Source organism: Palaeococcus ferrophilus DSM 13482, from assembly GCF_000966265.1.
GTDB lineage: Archaea > Methanobacteriota_B > Thermococci > Thermococcales > Thermococcaceae > Palaeococcus > Palaeococcus ferrophilus.
Genome location: NZ_LANF01000011.1, coordinates 106,841 through 129,760 on the forward strand (window position 1 = coordinate 106,841; position 22,920 = coordinate 129,760).

The window sequence follows — 22,920 nt, forward strand, 5'->3', positions numbered from 1 at the left end:
GCCACGGTATTTAACGGAGAGAAAAAGATAAAAGTGGCCTGCCCCCACTAAACTCCGGTGTGCCCCGTGGAAGTCAAGGCGTTCATTGAGATAACAAGGCCCCACAACGCGCTCATGGCGGGTCTCGTGGGAGTTCTCGGTGCGATAATATCCCTAGGTCACGTGCCCGAGGCCGGAAAGCTCGCCCTAGTTTTTCTCGTCGTGACCCTTGGAACGGCCGGTGGAAACACCATAAACGACTACTTCGACTACGAGATTGACAGGATAAACCGCCCCGACAGACCCATCCCAAGGGGGGCAATGGGCAGGGAAACCGCGAGACTCTACGCCGTGGCGCTTTTCCTGCTTGGGATAGGCCTCGCCTACTTCCTGAACCTATGGGCCTTCATCATAACCCTCGTGGCCTACGCCCTCATGTACGTGTACGCGTGGAAGCTCAAGCCCCTCCCCCTCGTTGGAAACCTTACCGTGTCATTTCTCACGGGGATAACCCCCGTCTTTGGGGCCATCGCCTTCGGAAGGATAGGGCTGGCGGGCTACCTCTCCCTCAGCGCCTTCCTCGTCAACCTCTCCCGCGAGATACTGAAGGACATAGAGGACGTCGAAGGGGACAGGGCAATGGGTGCGAGAACCCTCCCCATCGTGTGGGGGATAGGGAGGAGCTCAAAGCTGGCCGCTTTGTTCGCGGTTCTAACGATTCTCTCGTCCCTGCTGCCCCTGACGACGGGGGTTGGAAGGGGTTACTGGCCCATAGTCTTCGTGGACTTGCTGCTCCTGAAGGTTGCCCTCGATGCCTGGAGTAAGCCCTCCATCGAGACGGCCTCGAAGGGGCAGAAACGCCTCAAGGTGGCGATTTTCCTCGCGATACTTGTGTTCCTTGCCGGTTCATTAACGTAAGGAGGGATGAATATGGAGTTTAAGGAGGAGGTAAACAAGGCGATTCAAAGTGATGCCCTGTTCACGTTCGTAACGTTTAAGACCCCCTACGGGCCCGCCGAGACTCTGGAGCGCTTCACGGGAATGTTAGAGGAGCTTGGATGGAAGGTAGGGTTTAAGGCAAACTGGTGGACGGCGGAAATCCCCTACGGCGTTATAAGGGCAGACGTTAGAAAGGAAGGAGAGGAGAAGGTCGTTATCGGGCGCTGGATACTCGGAAGGGAGTGCAGACTCATAAGGGTCGAGAACATGAACCTTGAAGAGGGCAAGGAGGAGTTCTACCGCGCCCTGGACAGCATAACCTCCACCCTCATCCACGACCCCGCCCTCAGAACCATGAGGGAGCAGTACTGAGGTGGTAGAATGAAGGAGAAACTCATGGAGATGATATTCGAGGAGGAGTGCATAAGGTTCGGGCACTTCGTCCTGACCTCCGGAAAGGAGAGCGACTACTACATAGACGTGAAGAAGCTCATAACGAACCCAAGGGCCCTGAAGCTAATAGCGAAGCTCGTAGGCGAGCTGTGGGGCGGCGATGCCTTCGACAGGGTTGCCGGCCCCGAGCTCGGAGCGGTTCCGATAGCGACGGCGGTGGCCCTCGAGATAGAGAAGCCCCTCCTTGTCGTCAGGAAAAAGAAGAAGGAGCACGGGACGGGAAAGCAGATAGAGGGCGAAGTGAAACCCGGGGACAGGGTTCTCCTCGTTGAGGATGTCACCACAACGGGCGGAAGCGTTCTCCGGGCGGCGAAGGTCCTTGAAGAGAGCGGTGCGAAGGTGGTCGGCATAACCGTCGTCGTGGACAGGGAAGAAGGTGCGAGGGAAAGAATTGAAGGGGAAGGATACATGTTCATGCCGCTCGTGACGGTGGGGGAGCTCTTCGAGTTCAAAGGGAAGTTCAGAGCATGAAATCCTCTATGGTTTTAGCCCTCACCATCACCTGCGCCTTTTCTTTACCGTAGTAAACCTCCACAAGTCCCTCTGACTCAAGGCTCTTGAGGGTTTTAAAAAGGTGGGGCATGGGTGTGTCGAGCTCTTCGCTCAGTTTCTGAAGTGCAACTGCCCTTTTCTTAACGGCCAGAAGGTTATAAACTACCTCTTTCTGGGGCATGGAGAAAACACCACAATACACTCTCACTCAACATTAATAAGCATTATTGATGCCTTTTCGTCACTGTGGCGAAAAATCGCACCCCCCATAGACTTTATAAATCCCCCTTCCAAGCTTAGTCTATGAGGGTCAGAATCGAGAGACTGGGGGAAAAGGGCTTTGGAGTGGCAAAGGTCGGGAAGAAGAGAATCCACGTCCCCTTCACGGCCCCCGGAGACGTTGTGGACGTCAGGAAATGGCACAGAGAGAAGAGGATTCTTGTTGCGCACGACTACGAGGTCGTGAAGGCAGCGGAAGGGAGGGCGGAGCCGAGGTGCCCCTATTTTGGAAGGTGCGGTGGCTGCGTTCTTCAGCACATTCCCTATGAAACCCAGATTGAGTTCAAGAAAGCGTCCCTTGAGAGGAGCCTCGGCTTCGAGGTGGAGGTTCTCCCATCACCACTAACCTACGGCCACAGGAACAGGATTGATATAGCCATAGCGACCACGGGAATCGGCTTCAGGAGGAGGGGCACGTGGTGGGACGTGATTGACATAGACGAGTGCCCGGTCTTCGGCGGGAGGAGCAGGGAGGCGATAGCGGCCATGAAGGAGGCCATCGAGGGGCTCAGCCTGGAACGGTACGACATCAGGAACAACGAGGGATTTTTGAGGTACCTCGTGCTCAGGGAGGGCAAGTTCACGGGGGAGTTCATGGTGAACGTCGTCACCGCCGAGGGTCGCCTTCCGGAGGGCTTTGAGGAATATTTCTCATTTGCGGACTCCCTCTACTGGAGCGTTAACAGGACACCGAGTGACGTCTCCTTCGGGGATGCGGAGCGGTTCTGGGGCAAACCCTACATAACGGAGCGTCTTGGGGACGTTACATACCTTATCCACCCTAATTCATTCTTCCAGACGAACAGTTATCAGGCGGAAAACCTCGTCAAGATGGTCTCAAAACTGGTTGAGGGCGGGAGTGTTCTTGACCTCTACTCCGGTGTGGGAACCTTCGGCGTTTACCTCGCGAAGAGGGGCTTCAGGGTGGAGGGGATAGAAGTTAACCCCTTTGCCGTCGAGATGGCTAGGGAAAACGTCGAGCTCAACGGTGTGGAGGCTACCTTCAGGGTTGGGGAAGACCGCGACGTGGAAACGCTTAGGGACTACGATACGGTAGTGGTTGACCCCCCGAGGGCGGGCCTGCACCCCAAGCTCATAAGGCGCCTCCTCAGAGACACTCCCGAGACCCTCGTCTACGTTTCCTGCAACCCGAAGACGCTCGCCGAGGATTTGCGGGCACTTGGGGAGGCGTACGAGGTGGAGGAGGCCATGGGACTCGATATGTTCCCCCACACCCCGCACGTCGAGGCCGTTGTTAAACTCAAGCACAAAGTTTAAAATCCGAAACCCAGAGGTTGGGAAAAGTAAATAAAGAATGAAAGGAAAAAGAGTTTGGGGGTGTTGTATTTGAAGATTGATGAGAGGGACAGGGTAATCCTGGACATGCTGACGAAGGACGCGAGGACGCCCTTCACCGAGATAGCCAAGGTTCTTGGTATAAGCGAGACCGCGGTCAGGAAGCGCGTAAAGTCCCTGGAGGAGAGGGGGGTCCTGAAGAAGTACACGATAGAGGCGGACCCGGGTAAGCTCGGCTACAACCTCGTGAGCATAACGGGCGTTGATACCGTGCCGGAGAAGATATTCGACGTGGCTACCAAGCTCAAGGAGTTCGAGTTCGTGAGGAGCCTCTACCTCACGAGCGGTGACCACATGATAATGGCCGAGGTCTGGGCCAGGGACGGCGAGGATTTGGCAGACATAATCTCCAACAAGATAGGCCGCCTCGAGGGAGTAACCAAGGTGTGTCCTGCAATAATCCTTGAGAAGCTCAAGTGAACCTTTTTTCTTTATTCAATCCAGCGGAGAAGCCATTCTGAAGAAACCCAAAGAATCCCCCTCCCGGGGGTAGATTTTAAGTGTACACCCTTTTCTCACGGGATTTGCGTTGCCCAAAAAAAGCCATCGGGGCACTCTCAATCACAAAAACAACCTTGGAGGAAAAATTTTTAGTAGAAACGTTTTGGTGGTCCCGCGGGCCGGATTTGAACCGGCGACCTGCGGATCTACAGTCCGCCGCCACTCCCAGGCTAGGCTACCGCGGGACCCGAGCCCGCCCGATTATTAGTGATTTGCGGAGGGTTTATAAATTTTTCTCTTCTCCGTCGCGCCCCCGAAAACATATTAAACATGTTAATCAAACTTCTACGGGGGGATACCCGTGGACCCCAGTATGGACAAAAATAATAAGGCCGAGAGCGCCAAGGGGAAGAAGATTCGTATAATTCTCGGGAAGAGGCACCACGTACAGCTCGAAAAGAGGAAGGAGCTGAGCCACAACATAAGGTACATAGGGAAGGTTCCCATCAGGATTGTGATGGACGTTGACTTCATACGCCTCCATCCCGAGGACAGCCTCGTGAAGCTCGTGGGACTCCTCAGGGGGGAGGAGACGGCCGCCCTCGTCGTTGATGATGAGAACCACCTCCTGGGCTTCATAACGATAAAGGACTTCCTCAAGTTCTTCGCGCCACCGGAGAAGAGCACGGTTATAGGAATCGGCCTCCTCAAGCGCTACTCCCTAACGAGGGCGTCGAGGGTGGGGGACATCATGGTAACCAAGCCCATAACCGTGGACATCAACGACAACCTCGAGCACGCCATAAGGATAATGCTCGAGACAGGGAAGCACCACCTCCCCGTGGTGGACAGGGAACGGCGCGTACACGGGATACTTGAAATAAAGGATATAGTGCGTCTGATAAGAATAGTGAGCACGTAGGCGGTTTGGATGGATGACCTCATCACCATCGGCCTGATGCTCTTTACGGCAAAGCTGGGAGGCTGGCTTTTCGAGAAGCTAAACCAACCAACCGTTCTGGGCCAGATACTTGGCGGGATTTTTATAGGCCTCTTCCTCAATACCGACGAGGTCATAAGGGCGTTCTCAACCTTCGGCGTGATTCTCCTCCTCTTCCTGGCCGGGCTGGAAAGCGATATAAACGAATTCAAAGCCGTTGGAAGGCCCAGCATTCTGATAGCAGGAGTGGGTGTCCTAGTCTCGTTCGTGCTGGGCTTTATCGTATCCCTGCCGTTCTACTCCTTCGAGAACGCCCTGCTCCTCGGAGCCATCATGACCCCCACGAGCGTCAGCATAACCGTGAGGGTTCTCATGGAGATGAGGCGTCTTAGAACGAAGGCGGGAACCTCCATACTGGCGGCGGCTGTCATAGACGACATCCTCGGAATACTCGCCCTCACGATAGTGATATCCCTCCTCGTGGAGGGCAACCTCAATCCCATCAAGATACTGGAGATAATAGTGGAGGTCTCGGGCTTCCTCATACTTCTCCTCAAGTTCGGGGTACCCCTCACGGAGCGCTTCTTCCACGCGGTATCGAGGGTCAAGCTTCCCGAGAGCAGGACGGCCTTCTCCCTTGTGTTAACAGTCTTCATAGCGGCCCTCGCGGAGGAGATGCAGATAGCGAGCATCCTCGGGGCATACATGACGGGCCTGCTCATCGGACAGACCCAGTACGGGAGGGAGATAACGGAGAAGGTCAGTACTCTCGGATACTCCCTCTTCATACCCATATTCTTCGTGGAGGTCGGCATGAGCATAGACGTTTCCTACGTGATGAAGGCGGGGCTTTTCGCGATCATCTACACGCTCGCGGCGATAGTGGCTAAGATTGGGGGCTGTGGGCTTGGGGCTTACCTGGGGGGCTTTGACGCAAAGGAATCCCTCAGAATAGGCGTGGGAATGATACCCCGCATGGGTGTCGAGCTGGCGATGCTGGCCATAGCCATGCAGGCCGGCGTGGCCGGACAGGACGAGCTCACGATAGCTGTGTTCATGGTGTTCGTGACCACGATACTAACGCCGCCGCTGTTGAAGTACGTGTATTCAAAAAGTTAAGGAAAATTTCGACATATATTCAAAATCATAGGCAATTATCGGGAAAATTTTGGCATTAACACGAACTATTTTGCATAAACGACATAAAGGTTTAGGGCGGCCAATAATACGGTGATGCTCATGAACGCGGTCGAGATGGTAAGCAGGGATATGGCCCCAATAATGGACGTGCAAACGAGGGTTTTACGCTACTCGGTGGACTTCTTCGTGCGAAAGGGCTTCAGATGGCTCTTACCTGTGATGCTGAGCTCCATAACAGACCCGCTGTGGCCGGATCCAGCTGCGGCGAAGATGAAGGCACCCGAGATAGAGGCCTACGGAAGAAGGCTTAAACTCATGCACAGCATGATACTCCACAAACAGCTCGCGATAGGGATGGGCCTCGGAAAGATTTTCATCCTCTCCCCCAACATAAGGCTTGAGGAGAGGGACAGGGACGACGGGAGGCACTCCTACGAGTTCACCCAGCTGGACTTTGAGATTGAAGGGGCAACGATGGAAGAGGTAATGGCCCTCATAGAGGAGTTCATCGCGGGGCTCTTCGAGGAGCTGGGCGTCATGGAGGTGAAAAGGCCCTTCAGGCGCTTCACGCTCGAGGAGATAGAGAAGGAATTTGGAGGCGAGGAAGAGGCAAGCGAAGCAATGAGTGAACCCTTCTGGATAACCGACATAGGGAGGGAGTTCTACGACAGGGAGGATCCGGAGAGGCCCGGCCACTATAGAAACTACGACCTTATCCTCCCCTACGGCTACGGGGAGGTCTCCAGCGGAGGCGAAAGGGAATGGGAGTACGGAAGAATAGTCAGACGCCTTGAGGAAGGGGGCCTGAGCCTCGACGCCTTTAGGCCCTATTTAGAGGTCGCGAAGGCGGGGAAGCTTAAACCGAGCGCGGGAGCGGGAATAGGAATGGAGAGGCTGGTGCGCTTCGTAACGAGGAGAAAGCACATAGGAGAGGTGCAGCCCTTCCCGAGGGTCCCGGGAATCCCGGCGATTATTTAAGTTATCATGCCCTCGAGCACGAGAATCTTCCTCTGGCGGAGGTAGACGACGGGGATTCCCCTCTCCCTGAGCTTTTTTCTTAACCCCCTGTCGTTCGTGCAGACTATGACGTCTCCCCTGGTCACGGCGAACTCCAGTATGAGCTCGTCCGTTGGCTTCTCCCCGTATCTGCCGACCTCAACGACTCCAAAGCGCTCCACAAGCTTCTTGGCCATCCTCACCGCCAGAAGGTCTTTTCCCCGGGACTTGCGCTCTATGACGTCGAGTTCCTCCAGGACAACGTCTGGGACGGCCATCTCGAAACGCACATCCAGAAGGCGGTGGAGTTCGCCTATTATATCAACGCCGAACTGCGCCGGAACAAGGAGAAAATTTGTGTCAAAAATAACGAGGTAGTGGTTCCCCATGGGGCTCACCGGGGAACTCACTCTCTGATAAGGCCGTAGCCGATGAGTCTCCAGCGGGAGCCGACCTGCCTGCTTATGGCAACCCTCTCACCGGGCTCGGCGCATATGGGTATCTGGAGCTTTATCTCGACCTCTCCCCTTGCGAGGTTCGTGACGAGACCAACCGTTCTTGCCGTGCCCACGTTGAGGAGGAGCATCTCGCGCCTCTTTATGGGCTCGACCTTGAGTTCCTCCTCGGTTCCAACAACGCGCTCGAGGAGGTGGACTTCGAGCCTTATGTCCTCCCACACAGGCGGAAGCTTCCCGGGCCTTCCAACGACGTTACCCGCCATGAGGTCTCCCTTTGTGAGGAACGGGTCCAGTTTGGTTCCAACACCAACAAGGCCTCCCGGGAAGGCCTCTTCCACAAAGCGCCCCCCTGCCTGAAGGGAGACTATCTCCGTTGTTATGGGCTCGTATTTTATCCTCCCGTGGTCTTCATAGGGAATTCCGGGCCTTATCTCTATCTCCTCTCCGAGGGTGAGCTTGCCCTGGACTATGGAACCACCAAGAACGCCACCGATGAGCTTCTCGGGCTTTGTTCCGGGCTTGTTGACGTCGAAGCTCCTCAAAACCAGCATTCTTGGGGACTTGTTGGGGTCGCGCTCCGGAGTCGGGATGAACTCCTCAATGGCCTTGGTGAGAACGTCAACGTTGGCCCCGTGGAGTGCGGATATCGGAATTATGGGGGCGTCCTCAGCGACCGTCCCCTTGACGAACTCCTTTATCTCATGGTAGTTCTCTATGGCCCTCTCCTTTGAGACGAGCTCTATCTTGTTCTGGGCTATTACGATGTTCCTGTTGCCCACTATCTGGAGCGCCATGAGGTGCTCCCTCGTCTGCGGCATTATCCCCTCGTTGGCGGCTATGACGAGAACCGCGCCGTCCATGAGGGAAGCGCCGGCGAGCATCGTCGTCATGAGCGCCTCGTGACCCGGAGCGTCTATGAAAGAAACGCGCCTCTCAAACTCGGTTTCAGCACCGCAGTAGGGGCACTTGGGTGAAGTCGAGTACTTACCGCAGGACGGGCACTTCCTTATCTCCGCGTCGGCGAAGCCTATCTTTATGGTGATACCTCTCCTGAGCTCCTCGCTGTGGGTGTCCGCCCATATTCCCGTGAGGGCCTTTGTGAGTGTGGTCTTACCGTGATCAACGTGACCAACCATACCAATGTTTACCTCAGCCTGCTTCCTCTTAGCCATCTCCATCACCTCTCCTAAAGTAAAATAGAAGAAGGCTTTATTAATCTTTAGCCGGAAGAAAAGGGGAGGAGGTTCACTCCTCGTAAACGATAACCGTGTTTATCTGGAGTATCTCGGGGCTTATGGTATCGCCCCTGACGGTCTTCTTCCTCCTCTCGCCCCTCTCCTTGGGCCTGAATCCGGGGCCCCTTGAGACGAGAATGCGGACCTTCCTGGGGCCGTGAACGTCGGGCCTCATGGGGAAGCCATCCTTGTCGGTCCCGCCCCTTATCTTGAGCTTAACGTTGGCGGGAATCTCCTCCTCAAGGAGCTCGCCAAGGTTGACGCCTATGACGCTCGGGTCAAAAGTGTCCCCTATCTTGAGGCCTATGAGGGCCTCTGCCTTCTTGTCGCTCACCTCGACCTGTTTGGCCTTACCGCTCTTTGGGTCAGATATAACAACCTTAAACGTCACCATTTCCTCCCACCTCTGGCTTTCATTAGCGGGATTCATTGGGCAAAGCCCTTAACCCGTGTGAGCTTGAGGGATGGGATTTAAAAGTCTTTCCTTCTGGGGGCATTAATCTGATGCGCTTCTGCGAGTTTTCGTGCCCCCTAAGGTACCCCCTCAATCAGAAATCGGCCAGCCTAATCATCCCCCGACGTGAGAGTTGCCTGAAGGCTGGATAATCCCACCAGAAAGGAATCCGTTTGAAGGGGTAAAGGGGAAGACAGAAACCCAGCGAACTCCCAGCTGGCAGAGATTCCCCTTTTTAAAAGGAGGATAAAGGGGAAGAACCTCATTCGATGTTCTCGAACCTGTCCTCGAGCCTCTTCAGCACGCCCGGAAGCGTGGTGTACTCCATGTCCTCGAGGGGCAGGCGGTGCGGCTCGAAGGGACCGTGCCTGCGCATGTACTCGGTGATTTCCATGGCTCTCTGCCTCGCGTAGTCGTAGGCAGGGTCGTCGAAGAGGTCAACCGGGCCGACGAGCTTTCCTTCTGGGCTGATCTGCCAGCCAAGGGCTACAACGCGCGGCGGGCCGTCGAACCTGGTTGGGTTGGCCTGGTGCATTGGGACGGGCATTACAGGGCCGTTGTGGGAACCCCTCATCCAGCCGCTGACGAGGTGCGGAAAGGCGAAGGGCTCGAGGACTTCGCCGAGTGCCGGGAGGCCACTCTGGGCCCTGACTATCGCAACCGGGTCGTCCTTTCCAACGTATTCTCCCGCGATTTCGAAGAGCTTCTCGGTGCTGACTACCGCAACGGGCTCGTCCTGGCTTATCGGGTGACCCTCCTTGGGGTAGACCCTCTTGATGACGTAGCGGCTCTTCGCTCCTATGAGGGCAAGGAGGTCGTAGACTTCCTCCGGGGTGTTGAGGATAACCCTCTTGTGCTTGAGGATGTCCCAGACCTCAAAGCGGAAGCCCATGTGCATCTTGGGGTCAATGACGAGGCCCGCGGTGTTGAAGGGATCGGCGAACATCCTGAATATCGGGAGGTTGAAGGCTCCTGGTTCGGTCTTGTCCATGTGGAAGGTGACTATGGGCTCGCTCTTCCTGAGGGTTATCTCCATCTCGGCTATTCCCGGACCCATGCCCCTTATGTTGCCGCTGAAGGCGTCCTTAAGGAGGTCCTGGCCCGCTCCGTAGAGGCCGAGCTCCTTTGCCACTTTGGTGGCCTCCTCGAAGGCATTCCATGCCAGACCGTGTATCTCGGAGCTGTCAACGCCCTTCTTGTGGGTCATGATGAGCTGAAGGTCATCGCCGCAGCTGCCCACGTAGAAGTCTATGAGGGTGCCCTTCTCAACCGCCTTTGAGAGAACAGCCTCCGCGGTCTCAATGAGCTGCGGGTGAACCCTTGAGTGTCCCGGCCAGCCGCCGATGTCCGCTTTTATAACGCTAACCGTAATCTTTTCACCAATCGCCATTAGCATCACCGTGGTGGATTACCTATTTCAAGTTTATAAAATTTTACCATGCAAAAATATATCACCAAAAATGATACAAAAACACCAGGAGTGATACAAAAAGTAGACAAAAAAGAGGCAATAAACTCAGCATATGTCGTTCCAGCCGAACTCCTCCTTCACTATCTTGATCAGCTCCTTGAGCTCCTCCTTCTTGATGTTGACGCTGCTCGTTGCACCCACGAGGGCAACTATTCCATGGACTTCCTCCTGCACCTGAATAACACCCTCATCCACCTTGGTAACCTTCAGCTCCCTCCTGGCCACCTCGTCCTCACTTATCCGGAAGCGGTCTTCCCCAATCTTGATGTGCTGTATCTCCGTCATGGCATCCACCGTATTATGTACGTTTCGAAAGTTAATAACGTTGTCGGCTTTAATTTGGCCGCCGTGGGAATGAAAAAAGTCAATCCCGGCTTCCTTAGCCGTTCCGCAAAGTTTATAAACATTCCCCCAGCTACCAACTAGTGGTCTGGGGGCATGGTGTAGCCTGGTCCATCATCGCGGGCTCCAGAGGCCATGAGGACAAGCGGGTTTGCTGACTCGGGGCATGATGACCCTTTGGAGCCCCGAGCGGCTGGAGAAACCCGCGGACCGGGGTTCAAATCCCCGTGCCCCCACCACCGCTTTACACTTCTACCGCTTTCAGTGCCCAGCTTTGTCCCTTTCCGCGGTTCTTCTTAACTTTAGGTTTAAGAAAGCTATAAATTGGCGGAGGGCTATTCTAAACCGCGGAGGGAACACCATGAAGATTCCGGATGACGTTAGAAAAGACATACCCCTGACGAGTGAGGTCATCTACTTCGACAACACCGCAACCTCACTCACCCCGAAGCCCGTCGTTGAAGCAATGGACGAGTACTACCTGAAATACCGCGCAAACGTCCACCGCGGGATACACCGCCTCTCCCAGATGGCGACCCACAAGTACGAGGAGAGCAGGAAAGTTGTCGCTGACTTCCTCAACGCGAAGTTCGAGGAGATAGTCTTCACCAAGAACACGAGCGAGAGTTTGAATCTGGCCGCCCTCGGGCTGGAGAACCTCTTCAAACCTGGGGACAAGATAGTTACGACGCCCTACGAGCACCACTCCGATTTACTCCCATGGCAGCGGTTAGCTAAAAAGAAGGGCCTCAGGCTGGAGTTCATTGAGGGCGACCTCGAGGGCAACCTTGACCTCAGTGATGCAGAGAAGAAAATAAAGGGAGCGAAGCTCGTAGCGGTTCAGCACGTCTCGAACGCCCTCGGAGTAATCCACGAGGTTGAGGAGCTCGGGAAGATGGCGAAGGAGGAAGGGGCTATATTCGTCGTTGACGCAGCCCAGAGCGCCGGCCACATGGAAGTGGACGTTAAAAAGCTCCACGCCGACTTTCTTGGCCTTTCGGGTCACAAGGGACCGATGGGGCCGACCGGGATTGGGGTGCTCTACGTAAACGAGGAGTTCTTTGACGTCTTCGAGCCGCCCCTCATAGGCGGCGGGACGATTGAGGACGTGTGGCTTGAGGAATACAAGCTGACCGAACCCCCGGAGCGCTTTGAGGCCGGGACGCCAAACATTGGCGGGGCCATAGGTCTCGCCGCGGGAATCAAGTACATTGAGAGGATAGGGATAGAGGAAATAGAGAGGCAGGAGCACAAGTTAGTGAAGCGCATCACCGAGGGACTTGACGGGCTTGAGGTTCCGTGGTACGGACCGAGGAACCTGAGGAAGCACGCCGGCGTTGTCAGCTTCAACGTTCCTAACCTCCACCCACACGACGTGGCGGCCATTCTCGACGAGCACAACATCATGGTCCGCTCCGGCCATCACTGTGCCCTGCCTGTGATGAAAAAGCTCGGGATAAACGGGACAGTAAGGGCCTCCTTCCACGTCTACAACAGCATTGAGGAAGTCGAGACCTTCCTCGGCGTCATGGAGGAGATGGTTAAGAGCCTGCGTTAGCCTTTCATTTTCAAATCTAAACCGTGCCCCGGGGGAGGATGAAGGTTGAGGGAATCCCTGTGCCGGGGGCCTATTTTTACAACTTTCTGAGCAAAAGGCGGAAGAACCTCGCAGTTTCATTGGCCGGGAGATTACCTTCCGGATTGAGGGGGAGGCCCTCGACGTCGGAACCGGTCCAGGTTTCATCCCGATAGAGATTGCTCGGATGAACCAAGGTGAAAGGGTAGACGTCTCGAAGATAACGGTGCCTTTAGTGACTGGTCCTGAGAAAGGCCTGAATATAAAACAACGTTTCTCATCGTTTATTAGAGGTTTTTAGCGATTCTCAAAAATCCAGTGTCCTCAAAAGGGCAATATATTCAATAGAGTGGAAAATGGAACGTTCCGGAACGTTCTTTTCACCGGGGCCCTAAAATAGACGAAAGGCGTAGGTGGTAGTGGTGATGGACATGAAGTGGTTGAAGGTATGGTTGGTGATAGGTCTGCTCGTGGGGAGCCTTGTCCCCGCGGGTCTGAGCCTTGCGGACGAGGGAACCAACACCGAGCCCCTGCCACCGGAGATGGAGAACGTAACGCAGGAGCAGATAATAGCCGAACACATAGTGGACGCTCTCACCAAGCTCAGCAGCATGGCGGACGGCATAATGGCAAACATCACACTACCGGAGAACTCCACAATAATGGAACACTACGAGCTGGCGACGCAGTATAAAGAGGAAGCGCTGAAAGCATACGACGAGGGGGACTATTACAATACAATAATAAACGGCCTGACGGCGATGCACCACTACAGGGTCATGCTCCAGAGCATGAAGGAAAGGAGAAGCGAGCTGAGGGAGGACCTTCCTGCCGAAGTTAGGAGGATGGAAGGCTACTTCAGGATGGCCGAGCGCATAATAAGCAAGGCCCAGGAGCAGGGTATTGACGTGGGCAACGCCCCCGAGCTACTTAACCAGACTAAGGAGGCCTACCGCACGGTGCTGGAGGACATAAAGGCGAAGGACTTTGCCAAGGCCAAGGAGGACATTGAAAAGGCGAGGGAGCTCAAGGCCCAGCTCGACGATGCCCTCAGGGGCATAAGGGAGGAGCTCGCCTACGCAAACGCGGACAAAATCGTTAATGCGTTCCTCGAGAGGGGTGCGAAGGGCATAGAGGTGGCTCAGGAAGTTATAGCGAAGGCCAACGAGACCGGTGCAAACGTCACGGAGCTTCAGGAGAGGCTCGATGCTTTCCAGGCGGTCTACGACGAGGTTAAGGGCATGGCCGATGAGGGCAACTACACCGGGGCCCTGGACGTTATGAAAGAGAACAGGGAAGCCATAGGGGAGTTCTACAAGGCGATGGAGTTCATAAAGAGAAAGGCTCACGAGAGGGAAGTCCAGGAGAGGATGAAGGACGTCAAGAAGTTCCTCAGGGAGATGTACGGAAGGCTCACCAAGGACGGAAAGGCCCTTAGGGAGCTCCACAGGAAAGGTGTGGACACCAGGAGGGCGGAGCTTCAGCTGAGAACTGCTATGCAGGAGTTCCGCTTTGGAGTTGAGCTGCTCAAGCGCGGGAGGCCCATGGAGGCGAAGGCCCACTTCGCCATAGCCCTCGACCTCACCCACAGGGTCGAGGAGTTCATACTCTGGCACGGCTGACCTTTCCTTTTTCACATTTGGAGGTGATCAAATGAAACGCCTTCTTATCCTTCCGCTGCTCCTCATACTCCCCTTCGTGAGTGCGGGGATGACGGTGGAACCATATGAAGACGGCTACGCGGTGGTGAGCCTCGAGATTCCGATGGAGGAGTACACCACGAGCGTTGATCTGGTCCTCCCGCCGGAGTATACCGACGTCTTCGTGGTTGATGAGAACGGGAACCCTCTGCCCTACACCCTCGATGGACGCTCCCTCCACGTTGAAGCCGCGGGGGCGCAGGTCGTTAACGTGACATACACAACGCCATCGCTCCTGGAGAAGGAGGGGGATGTATGGACGCTGAGCATCAACGCCTCCTCTCCCGTGACCGTGGTGCTCCCCGAGGGGGCCATTCTCGTGGCCCTCAGCGAAGCGCCCCTTGAGATGAATGAAAACGCCATAACGATGCCCTCCGGCGAGGTGTGGGTGAGCTACACCTTCCCGACCTCAAATGTGGAAGTAGGGGAGACTCCAACCACGGCAGAAAAAGGTGTGTGCGGGCCTGCCCTCATAGGCCTTCTGGCTATCCTTCCCCTCGCAATGAGAAAAAGTTTATGAATTTTCTCTCATATTTCGTTTTTGGTGATTAAATGTTCGTGGCCAGACCCTGTTCTACGTCCAAAGCCGTCTACGTAACCCCTGAGGGAAGCTTTGACGTTGACCTCGAAGAGCTCTGCGAGTGTCTGAGCGAGAGGGGTTTCGTGATAAAGCGCGTGACCCCCCACATAGCCATACTCCGGAAGGGGTACGAGGTAAGCGTCCTCAGGAAGGGGAAGATTATAGTCAAGGGCACCACAGAGACGGAGGAAGCTTTAAGAATAGCTGAGGAAATCTATGGCTGCATGAAGGTCTACGGGTGGTAGCGTGTTCACGCCTGAGAGGATAGCTGAAGAGATAATAAAGATACGGCGCGAGAACGGCTTTGACATCGTGCCCTTCGTGGTAGAGGATGTCATCTACGAAGAAGAGGCCAAAAGGCTCTACATAATAGGCCAGGACAGGGCCGACAAAAGCGCGATAATAGGCAACAGCTTCGTAGTTGGAAAGCTCAAGGAGCGGCTCGGGGTTGAGAGGATAACCGTGCACTCCAAGCTTGAGCTGTTGATCAAGCGAAGGAACGTAAGGGAAAACATGGAGAAGGTAAGGGGCACGCAGCTGGAGTTCCTCCTTCCGCTGATGGAGGCGGAGCTCAACTACCCACCCATGCGGTGGCCCTCCCTAAAAAACAACGGAAGGGCCCTTGTCTTCCTCAGCGTCTACGCCAAAGCACTCCTCGGGTTCGCGAGGGACTTCGGTCTTGAGGCGGTCCCGGTCGGCATTCGCTACTCCTTCCCCCGACTGAGCTTTGAGCCCCTCGACGGCTCTCCAGAGGAGATATTCTTCCCCAACGAGGAGAGGCTCGTGGAGCTGGCGGAGGAAAAGGGCCTCGATATAGTGCTGGCGGACTTTCCCTACGGCGTGACCTTCAGGGAGGGGATAGCGCTGGTCAACCCCATGAGGCTCCTCCACATCCCCCACTTCAGGCTCAAACACATCTACGGCTTCGAGTTCCCCGCCTATTCCCACGTGGATGGAAGAAAAGCTCTCGACTTCTTCGTGAAGCTCGCCGAGGACGGACTGCTTGAGCCCACGGACGGGGCAGAGCTCATATGGACCGCGTGGAGGAGGGGCAGGGCCCGCCCGTAGTACAATGATATACATTGAGCACCCCTAAGGCTCAGGAACATTTATAAGCTCTTCTTCCTCCCCCGGCCCCTCAGGTGAAAAAATGGCGAGAAAAAACACTCCCCACCTCCACGCAATGAAGGTCAGCGGTCTCCACGGCGGCCGGGCAAAGAACAGGTGGTTTTACTCCTTCATCCCCTTTAAGGTTGCCACGGGGGGAAGCTCCGTTGTAATCCCCCTCTACGTCCTCGCCCTGGGGGGAAGTGGTGCGGACGTCGGGATAGCCAACGCCGTATCGGGCTTTGCCTCAATGGTGGGGAGCGTTTTCTGGGGGAACCTCTCGGACAGGCTTTTGAGGAGGAGGGTTTTCATCACCCTCGGCTTCGCGAGCGTGAGTGCTTTCCTGGCGCTCTTCGCCATAACGGGAAGTCTTACCGAGTTCATAGTAATGAACGGCATCTACGCGTTCTTCCTGGCCACGACGACCTCAATCCCAGTGGTCCTTGTCCTCAGGAGTTTCCGCAAGAGGGAGTGGAACGATGGGCTCGGGCGCTTCAACGAGGTGGGCGGATGGGGCTGGCTACTGGGCCTCGTGATAGGACTTTTCATGTCGGCGTTCCTCGATATAAGGGCGATGTTCATAGTCTTTGCCATCATAAACCTGCCCGCGGCTTTCCTATTAGCGCGGAGCGTCAGGGAGGCACCTGTTTACGTCAACAGGGATTCAATAAAGATTAAGGGCCACTCGGCAGTCCAGAGAATCCGCCAGCTTCCCAGTGGAATACTCCACCTACCCTCCACGCCGGATACGCTCAGAAGCTTTTACGTGGCGAGCGCGATGTTCTGGTTCTCATCGGGCCTCTTCTTCTCCCAGGCCCCCGTGTTCCTAACGCTAAACGGGATGGAGAGGGAGGCAATTTACACCATGTCCATTGGTAACGCCCTCGTATCAACGCTATTATACAGACGGGTGGGAAACATGCTCAACGGCCGCGACCCGTACACAGTCCTTAGGTGGGGCCTCATCACCAGGGGGCTCGGAGTAGCAACAATGCTCGGTGGCACGCTTGTGGCTCCCCTCGCCTACGTCATGGCGGGGGTATCGTGGCCCCTCATCAGCCTCGCGGGCACGTCCATCGTGAGCGAGCTCGCACCCGGGAAGGAGAAGGGAAGGGAGATGGGGCGCTACAACTTCGTGAACTTCTCGGCGCTGATAGCCGGAAACCTCGGGAGCGGGTTCATTGTGAACGGCGTGGGCTTCCAGGGGGAGTGGATTCTCGCCGCTTTCATGGCCCTAAGTGGCCTGCTCCCCGTGATGGGAAGCACCATAAAAAACGTGGAAAGAAGAGGAAGCGTCCTCAGAACTTGAGAACCCTTGCGAGCACTATCAGCGGGTCCCAGACGGGCGCGAACGGCGGTGCGTACGCTAAATCCGTGAAGAAGACGTCCTTTGTGGTGAAGCCCGCCGCGATCATCGAGGCAGCTGTGTCCACCCTCGGAAGGATTTCGCCACCGACCGCCTGCACGCCGAGCAGTCTGTTCGTCTCGTTGTCAACGACGCCTTTGAGCCATATCGTCCTTGAGCCCGGATAGTAGTGGGGCTTCGTTCCGGCTTTTATGAATGCTGTCCTAACATCGTAGCCTTCCTTCATCGCCTCCGCCTCGGTGAGACCAGTCTTTCCAATCTCGAGGTCGAGGAACTTGGTTATGCTCGTTCCAAGGACGCCCGGGAAGTGAATCTCCTTTCCCGCTATATTGCTTCCGGCCACGTAACCCATCTTGTTTCCGGCTGGGGCGAGGGGCATCCACACGCGCCTTCCTGTTATGAAGTGCTTCGTCTCGGCGACGTCTCCCGCTGCGTAAACGTTCTCAACGCTCGTCTGCATTTTATCGTTCGTCCAGATGGCACCGGTTTCTCCAATCCTGACGCCGAGCTCCCTTGCCATCTCGGTGTTCGGCTTTATTCCGGTCGCGACTATAACGAGGTCGGCCGGGTACTCGCCCGCGTCAGTTATTACCTTCTCGACCCTCTCTTTCCCTTCAATGCGGAGCGTGACCTCCTCGAGGCGGAGGTTGAGATTCTCTCTTAGCTTTTCCTCCACTATGTCGGTTATCTCCTTGTCGAAGGTCTTCCTGAGAACCCTCTCACTCCTGCCAATGAGGGTGACATTCTTGCCCCTCTCAACGAAGGCCTCGGCCATCTCGAGGGCTATGTAGCCCGTTCCGATAACGACCACGTTTTCAACGGGGTTCTTCTCCATGTACTCGGTTATCGCAACTGCATCCGGTGGAAGGTCTGCGGTGAAGACACCCTCGAGGTGGCAGCCATCTATCGCCGGAACCTGCGGCGAGGCACCGTTCGCGAAGACGAGGTAGTCCCACTCGTAACTCTTTTCCCCGTCTTCCTCCCTCACGCGAACGCGCCCCTGCTCGACCTCTATTACCTCCGCCTTCATGTGAAGGTCTATGCCCCTCTTTTTTATGAAGACCTCCGGCGGATAGTGCATGAGCTTCTCCTTAGGAGAGAGGCCCTCGACGACGTAGGGAACGCCGCACGGGGCGTGGCTAACCCACTCCGTTGCCTCAAAAACCTTGACGTCCCACTCTGGCTTCAGCCTCTTGACGCGCGAAGCGGTGCTCATGCCGGCGGCGCCACCACCTATGATAACCACACTTTTCTTCATCCCCATCACCGGGATGAGTTCTAAACCAAAGGTTAAAAAGGTTGGTGGGCAGAATCGGCCATCGGGAGAAAAAAACCCTATCACTCCTTCTTGGAGAGGAAGTACCTCCTGCCCTTCACTTTGACCATGTGGTAAACTTCCCCCTCCCTAACCTCCATCGGTGGCTTTTCGAGCTCGTAGGTCTCGTAGGTCTCCATGTCCATGAGCTGAACCTCGTCCCTGGTGATACTCGTCACCATGGCCTCGCTCCTCTCGTGCTCCAATGTGTCTATCCCCTCGCGCTTGGCGGTCTTCCAGTCCTTCCTCTCGCTCCTGTGGGTCTCAAGGTTCGTGAGCTCCACACCCCTACCGTCGAGGGACTCAACACGATAAACTCTGCCGTTTCTGTCGCCCACTATGTCCCCCTTTAGGAACTTGGGCAGCCTGACGCTGACGCTCGTTCTGTAGGTGTTCTTGCTCCTCATCCTGTCCTGGCCGATGAGGCGGTAGGCCTCGTTCACCTCTCCCCCGTAGCGCTCCCTTATTGCCTGCGCGAGCTTTCTTGCCGAGGAGGTCGAGCCCATGTAGAAGTCAATGCCCTCTTCAAGCTCAACGGTGTCCTGGATGTAGCCCATCCTGTCGCGCTTCATTATCTCGTCAACCTTTTGCTGCACGAGGTTCGCTATCTCCTCACGCTCCCCCTTCGTCAGGGGCCTTCCCTCGGCCCTCACCTGGAGTATGGCCTCGAAGTAGCCTCCAAGGAACTTCGAGCAGCGGGGACAGACAGTCTGGCGGACGTAGACCGTTACCGCCTTCTCCTCATCGTGGAGTTCCCTCTGGAGCTCGTGGAGCCTCGCCTTGAGCCTCACGCGGTAGACCACTATCGCCGGGAAGTGCTCGATGTGCCACTCCTCCGGTTCGAACGCCACAACCGCCATCCCCACGGGCAGTTCATCCACTTCCTCAAGCTCCTCAGGGGAAAGAATTTCAACCTCCTTTACACGCTCGTCGAGGGTAAGGGACTCAAGGAGCGCGTTATCCGCGACCTCAAATATCAGTTCATCCAGCTCGTAGCTGTGCGGATCGACCCACACCCCGTTCCTCTTGTAGCTCCCGCAGTTCTGGCAGAGTTCGGTGTTGATTTCATCCTCCATGAGAAGTACGGGGTTCTCCTTCCTAAAGCACACCTGACAGAGCCCATCTATGAGCGGGCCGCCCTCACTCTCACTTATCCCGCACCTGTAGCAGAAGCGCTCACTCATTTCTCTCACCGGGAGAGAGTAAGGCTGGTGGTTTAAAAGTTTAGCCTCACTGACCTCCTCCCCGCCGTGAGCGGCGAGGGTTCGGCTTAACCCCTTGCCATTGACGGGGAGGTTCGAGGCGTCTTCATCAGAACCCGAACTGAAACGGGTTCTTCGAACCCCTCGGGGACGGTCTCGCCCCCATTACCCCTTCCTTGGGCGAACAAACCGCCCAAATTCGGGGTTATGGTTTTTACAGCCTTTTTCAAAATGTTAAAAGCACCAACAAGGTCTGAATTAAAGATAAGCCCCGTTGCGGGACACTTAAACAAACCCCGAACAAACCTCGCCCCCTCGTGGGGCTTCCCGCAAACAGGGCAAGTTTTCGAAGTGAAAGCCTCATCAACCACCAAAACCCGAATACCATACTCTTCAGCAACTTCCCTCAAGCGTTTGATGACGTAATTAAACCGCCAAACGTGAGAGAGAAGATAATTCTGTTTTTTGCCCCTATCAGAGTTTCTCGCTATTCCCTTTGGATAACCAACAACAATTTTAGAAACTCCGAGAGGATACAGTTTTTCAACCGTTTGCCTAACGGCAGTGTTAATGTAGTGTTTGACTTGAAGCTTAGCCTTCTGGTGCATTCTTGAGAGTTTTCTACTCTTTTTAGCTCCGCTTTTGTTAAGCCTCGACTGGTAATTGGCTATCCGCTTCCGCCAGTAGAAGGCAATGCTTTTCAGCGGTCTTCCATTCACCAAGAAGCTCTCCCCGTTTTCAACGTAAACGGCCATTAAATTGTTCACTCCCAAGTCAATTCCAGCGGAGAGGTTGCCTGACGGCTGTCTTGGGAGTTCAACCCACTCTTGGCCATAAAGCCTCTCTTCCACCATGTAGGAAATGTGAGCATACCATTTCCGCTTTACGGGGTCGTAGGTTATTTCTAATCGCCCTTGCTTGCCCTTCAAGTGAATTCTCCCCTTGAATTGAACTTCCAGTCTCTTGAACTTTCCGAGGCCTTTGAGGATTAGTTTGTTACCCTCAATCTTGTATTGGTCGTTCCTGAGGACGATTAAGCCTCCTTCTTTGATGTAGTTCGGTGGTTTTGGTTTGAACCACTTGGGGAGTTCTCCGTTCCGTTTATTCCTGATGAGAGAGAAGAACGAACGCCAGCTTTCAGTGTTCTTTCTCGCTATTTGCTGGACTGTTGCGGAACCGATTTCAGCTTTAAACTCTTCATAAGCTATTTTCTCGGTTTTGAGGAAATCAACGGGCTTTCCCTCAAAGAATTCTTGCCTGCGAAGGTAGTTTACCCTGTTCCAGGCTTTGGAGCTGGTTAGGATTAACTCTTTGAGGGCTTTCTCTTGCTCTTTTGAAGGCTGAGCTTGAGGGTTACTGCTCGCTTCATTTTTCCTCGCTCTCAACATAGCCTCAGTACATCATCCTCGCGAGCTGGGCGTGGGGGACTCCGTCAATGCGGAGAACCCTCTCCGGGTCTATGTAGCCGAGCTCAACTGCCTTCTTCACGCACCTCTCCCCCGTGAGGTTGGCTATTGTGGCCTCTCCCAGGAGGGGGCCAAGGGCATCCTCATCAACTTTCTCGCCGCCGTAGAACCTCTCCTTCACCTCAAGCTTGAGCTCCCCCTCGCGAAACGTCTTCCCTAGGAGTTCCTCGTCGCATGCCGCCACAAGAACCTCTCCCTGCACCCTGTAGACCTTGACATATATCATTCCCTGCACCCATTAAAGCTCGGGAGAAGGGTTTAAAAAATTTGGGAGTGGCTCATGCCTTTCTGACGATCAGCTTAACGCCGTCCACATCCTCCACCAGAATATTATCCCCGGGCTTCAGCGGCTCCTTGCTGAGGGCGATCCATTTATCGCCTTCAAGCTCCACGAGGTAGTGCTCCTTGCCTATCTCCACCACCTTTCCCCTCTTCCCCTTAAGCTCGAAGGTGTACTTGTCCTTTCCTATGTCCCTGGTTTCCTTTCGGATGACGCGGGCGAAGAGGTAGTACGAGAGCACCGCGGCGATGAGGGCAACTAGGAAGGAGGGAAGGAATGGAACCCCAGCGGCCATGAGAATCCCAAGGACGGCGAAGGCCACGCCTACTGGCGTTATGAATGCCGAAACCGCCATGTCCACCGCGATTACGAGGAGACCCAAAACTAAAAGAAGAATGGGGAGGTAGTCCATACCATCACCACTTCACATTCTCACTCAGGACTTTTAGGTTTTTCCGAGGCTTTCTGGAGCATCTTGAGCAGCCCTATGAGGGACTCCGTGTCGTAGGGCACGATGAGGTTGCCCTGCTTTCCGAGCTCTGGAAGCCTCTCTATGTACTGGAGGGCAAGGTACTTCTCGTCCGCGAGGGAGAGCGCCTCAAGGACCTTCCTTATGGCCTCCGCCTGACCCTCCGCGACGAGTATCTGCCTCTGCTTCTCACCCTCTGCCTGGAGTATAGCAGCCTGCTTTTCACCCTCGGCCTTCTTTATCTTGCTCTCCCTCTCCCCCTCAGCGAGGAGTATCATGGCCCTCTTCTCCCTCTCGGCCGTCATCTGCTTGGCCATCGCCTCCTGGATGTCCCTTGGTGGATCAATGCGCTGTATCTCGACGCGGGTTATCTTAACACCCCAGCGGTCGGTTATCTTGTCGAGCTCCTCGCGAAGCTTGGCGTTGATTATGTCCCTGCCGCTGAGCGTTTCATCAAGTTCCATCTCGCCTATTATTGCCCTGAGATTCGTCTGGGCGAGCTTGACGATGGCCATGAGGAAGTTGCTGACGTTGTAGGTCACCTTCACGGGATCCATGATCTGGTAGTACACCACGGCATCAACCGTAACGACGACGTTGTCCTTACATATGACCTCCTGGGGCGGGACGTCTATCACGTGCTCCCTCAGGTCAACCTTCTTAACGCGCTCCATAAAGGGAATTATGAAGTGTATTCCCGGATCAAGGAGCCTGTTGAACTTTCCGAGCCTCTCAACGAGCGCCTTCTCGTAGGGCCTGACTATTTTGACGCCCATCACGAGCATCAGCAGCAGGAAGAGCCCGAGTATTACAAGTACCGTTCCGAACACGGCTGCAGGCATTACCATCACCCGTTGAAGTTTTCAATGGGGATGGGTCGTAAT

Annotated in this window: 25 protein-coding genes, 2 tRNA genes and 1 pseudogene; 15 read left to right on the top strand and 13 right to left on the bottom strand. The window is 55.2% G+C overall.

Annotated elements, in window-relative coordinates:
• Positions 1–66 precede the first annotated feature (66 nt).
• From PFER_RS05685 to pyrE, 3 genes are read left to right on the top strand one after another with little or no spacing between them, the layout of a single operon-like run.
• Positions 67–897, top strand: a complete 831-nt coding sequence (locus tag PFER_RS05685; RefSeq protein ID WP_048149723.1) for a geranylgeranylglycerol-phosphate geranylgeranyltransferase — start codon at positions 67–69, stop codon at positions 895–897.
• Between the two features lie 12 nt (positions 898–909).
• Entirely contained in the window at positions 910–1,290 is a 381-nt protein-coding gene (locus PFER_RS05690; protein WP_048149726.1) for a ribonucleoside-triphosphate reductase, read from the top strand.
• 9 nt (positions 1,291–1,299) lie between these two features.
• Positions 1,300–1,842 (top strand): orotate phosphoribosyltransferase, encoded by a 543-nt coding sequence (gene pyrE / locus PFER_RS05695; RefSeq protein WP_048149728.1) that lies wholly within the window; start codon positions 1,300–1,302, stop codon positions 1,840–1,842.
• Here the strand turns inward: pyrE and PFER_RS05700 are convergent.
• Entirely contained in the window at positions 1,832–2,044 is a 213-nt protein-coding gene (locus PFER_RS05700; RefSeq protein ID WP_048149730.1) for an Rrf2 family transcriptional regulator, read from the bottom strand. The two genes, pyrE and PFER_RS05700, sit on opposite strands and share 11 nt — an antisense overlap.
• A gap of 122 nt (positions 2,045–2,166) precedes the next feature.
• Here PFER_RS05700 and rlmD point away from each other — a divergent pair, with 122 nt between their 5' ends.
• On the top strand, positions 2,167–3,420 hold the full coding sequence (rlmD, locus tag PFER_RS05705; RefSeq protein WP_048149732.1) for a 23S rRNA (uracil(1939)-C(5))-methyltransferase RlmD: 1,254 nt from the start codon (positions 2,167–2,169) through the stop codon (positions 3,418–3,420).
• A gap of 75 nt (positions 3,421–3,495) precedes the next feature.
• Positions 3,496–3,918 (top strand): HTH-type transcriptional regulator LrpA, encoded by a 423-nt coding sequence (gene lrpA, locus PFER_RS05710; protein WP_281175709.1) that lies wholly within the window; start codon positions 3,496–3,498, stop codon positions 3,916–3,918.
• 188 nt (positions 3,919–4,106) lie between these two features.
• Here the strand turns inward: lrpA and PFER_RS05715 are convergent.
• Positions 4,107–4,184: transfer RNA gene (locus tag PFER_RS05715), tRNA-Tyr, on the bottom strand.
• Between the two features lie 128 nt (positions 4,185–4,312).
• Between PFER_RS05715 and PFER_RS05720 the strand changes: the two genes are divergently transcribed.
• From PFER_RS05720 to PFER_RS05730, 3 genes are all read left to right on the top strand, one after another.
• Complete coding sequence (locus tag PFER_RS05720; protein ID WP_048150272.1) at positions 4,313–4,861, top strand: CBS domain-containing protein; 549 nt, start codon at positions 4,313–4,315, stop codon at positions 4,859–4,861.
• Between the two features lie 9 nt (positions 4,862–4,870).
• Positions 4,871–5,998, top strand: a complete 1,128-nt coding sequence (locus PFER_RS05725) for a cation:proton antiporter (protein ID WP_048149736.1) — start codon at positions 4,871–4,873, stop codon at positions 5,996–5,998.
• A 114-nt stretch (positions 5,999–6,112) separates the two neighbouring features.
• Positions 6,113–6,997 carry an asparagine synthetase A gene (locus PFER_RS05730; protein ID WP_281175701.1) on the top strand — a complete coding sequence of 295 codons (885 nt, stop codon included), beginning with the start codon at positions 6,113–6,115 and terminating at the stop codon, positions 6,995–6,997.
• Here the strand turns inward: PFER_RS05730 and PFER_RS05735 are convergent.
• From PFER_RS05735 to PFER_RS05755, 5 genes are all read right to left on the bottom strand, one after another.
• Positions 6,994–7,404, bottom strand: a complete 411-nt coding sequence (locus PFER_RS05735) for a PIN domain-containing protein (protein WP_048149742.1) — start codon at positions 7,402–7,404, stop codon at positions 6,994–6,996. The genes PFER_RS05730 and PFER_RS05735 overlap by 4 nt on opposite strands.
• Positions 7,405–7,421: 17 nt before the next feature.
• Positions 7,422–8,645, bottom strand: coding sequence for a translation initiation factor IF-2 subunit gamma (eif2g, locus tag PFER_RS05740; RefSeq protein WP_048149749.1), 1,224 nt, complete (start codon positions 8,643–8,645; stop codon positions 7,422–7,424).
• Between the two features lie 73 nt (positions 8,646–8,718).
• Positions 8,719–9,102, bottom strand: coding sequence for a 30S ribosomal protein S6e (locus PFER_RS05745; protein WP_048149751.1), 384 nt, complete (start codon positions 9,100–9,102; stop codon positions 8,719–8,721).
• Between the two features lie 322 nt (positions 9,103–9,424).
• A complete protein-coding gene (gene fbp / locus PFER_RS05750) occupies positions 9,425–10,552 on the bottom strand; it encodes a fructose-1,6-bisphosphate aldolase/phosphatase (protein ID WP_048149755.1) in 1,128 nt (375 codons plus the stop codon).
• A 126-nt stretch (positions 10,553–10,678) separates the two neighbouring features.
• Positions 10,679–10,918: a hypothetical protein gene (locus tag PFER_RS05755; protein ID WP_048149756.1), complete on the bottom strand. Its 240-nt coding sequence runs from the start codon at positions 10,916–10,918 to the stop codon at positions 10,679–10,681.
• 147 nt (positions 10,919–11,065) lie between these two features.
• Here PFER_RS05755 and PFER_RS05760 point away from each other — a divergent pair.
• The 7 genes from PFER_RS05760 to PFER_RS05790 all read left to right on the top strand — a co-directional run bounded on the left by PFER_RS05760 (position 11,066) and on the right by PFER_RS05790 (position 17,247).
• Positions 11,066–11,214, top strand: a tRNA-Trp gene (locus PFER_RS05760).
• Positions 11,215–11,336: 122 nt separating this feature from the next.
• Positions 11,337–12,533: a cysteine desulfurase gene (locus PFER_RS05765; RefSeq protein ID WP_048149757.1), complete on the top strand. Its 1,197-nt coding sequence runs from the start codon at positions 11,337–11,339 to the stop codon at positions 12,531–12,533.
• 449 nt (positions 12,534–12,982) lie between these two features.
• Positions 12,983–14,173: a hypothetical protein gene (locus PFER_RS05770; RefSeq protein ID WP_048150275.1), complete on the top strand. Its 1,191-nt coding sequence runs from the start codon at positions 12,983–12,985 to the stop codon at positions 14,171–14,173.
• 31 nt (positions 14,174–14,204) lie between these two features.
• A complete protein-coding gene (locus PFER_RS05775) occupies positions 14,205–14,771 on the top strand; it encodes a CGP-CTERM sorting domain-containing protein (RefSeq protein ID WP_048149758.1) in 567 nt (188 codons plus the stop codon).
• Positions 14,772–14,803: 32 nt separating this feature from the next.
• Complete coding sequence (locus tag PFER_RS05780) at positions 14,804–15,076, top strand: hypothetical protein (protein WP_048149759.1); 273 nt, start codon at positions 14,804–14,806, stop codon at positions 15,074–15,076.
• A 1-nt stretch (position 15,077) separates the two neighbouring features.
• Positions 15,078–15,899 (top strand): hypothetical protein, encoded by an 822-nt coding sequence (locus tag PFER_RS05785; RefSeq protein WP_048149762.1) that lies wholly within the window; start codon positions 15,078–15,080, stop codon positions 15,897–15,899.
• 82 nt (positions 15,900–15,981) lie between these two features.
• Positions 15,982–17,247: an MFS transporter gene (locus PFER_RS05790; protein WP_048149764.1), complete on the top strand. Its 1,266-nt coding sequence runs from the start codon at positions 15,982–15,984 to the stop codon at positions 17,245–17,247.
• Here PFER_RS05790 and cdr read toward each other — a convergent pair.
• The 6 genes and pseudogenes from cdr to PFER_RS05820 form a co-directional block, all read right to left on the bottom strand.
• Positions 17,237–18,562 (bottom strand): CoA-disulfide reductase, encoded by a 1,326-nt coding sequence (gene cdr, locus PFER_RS05795; RefSeq protein ID WP_048149767.1) that lies wholly within the window; start codon positions 18,560–18,562, stop codon positions 17,237–17,239. The genes PFER_RS05790 and cdr overlap by 11 nt on opposite strands.
• 80 nt (positions 18,563–18,642) lie before the next feature.
• Positions 18,643–19,803, bottom strand: a complete 1,161-nt coding sequence (locus PFER_RS05800; RefSeq protein ID WP_048149769.1) for a 60S ribosomal export protein NMD3 — start codon at positions 19,801–19,803, stop codon at positions 18,643–18,645.
• Positions 19,804–19,889: 86 nt separating this feature from the next.
• Positions 19,890–21,190 (bottom strand): annotated as a pseudogene (locus PFER_RS05805) (RNA-guided endonuclease InsQ/TnpB family protein).
• 23 nt (positions 21,191–21,213) lie between these two features.
• Positions 21,214–21,513, bottom strand: coding sequence for a DUF424 domain-containing protein (locus tag PFER_RS05810; RefSeq protein ID WP_048149772.1), 300 nt, complete (start codon positions 21,511–21,513; stop codon positions 21,214–21,216).
• A gap of 52 nt (positions 21,514–21,565) precedes the next feature.
• The gene (locus PFER_RS05815; protein ID WP_048149774.1) at positions 21,566–21,979 is read right to left on the bottom strand and encodes an NfeD family protein; all 414 of its coding nucleotides are present in this window, start codon (positions 21,977–21,979) and stop codon (positions 21,566–21,568) included.
• A 20-nt stretch (positions 21,980–21,999) separates the two neighbouring features.
• The gene (locus PFER_RS05820; RefSeq protein ID WP_048149781.1) at positions 22,000–22,878 is read right to left on the bottom strand and encodes an SPFH domain-containing protein; all 879 of its coding nucleotides are present in this window, start codon (positions 22,876–22,878) and stop codon (positions 22,000–22,002) included.
• Between the last annotated feature and the right edge of the window lie 42 nt (positions 22,879–22,920).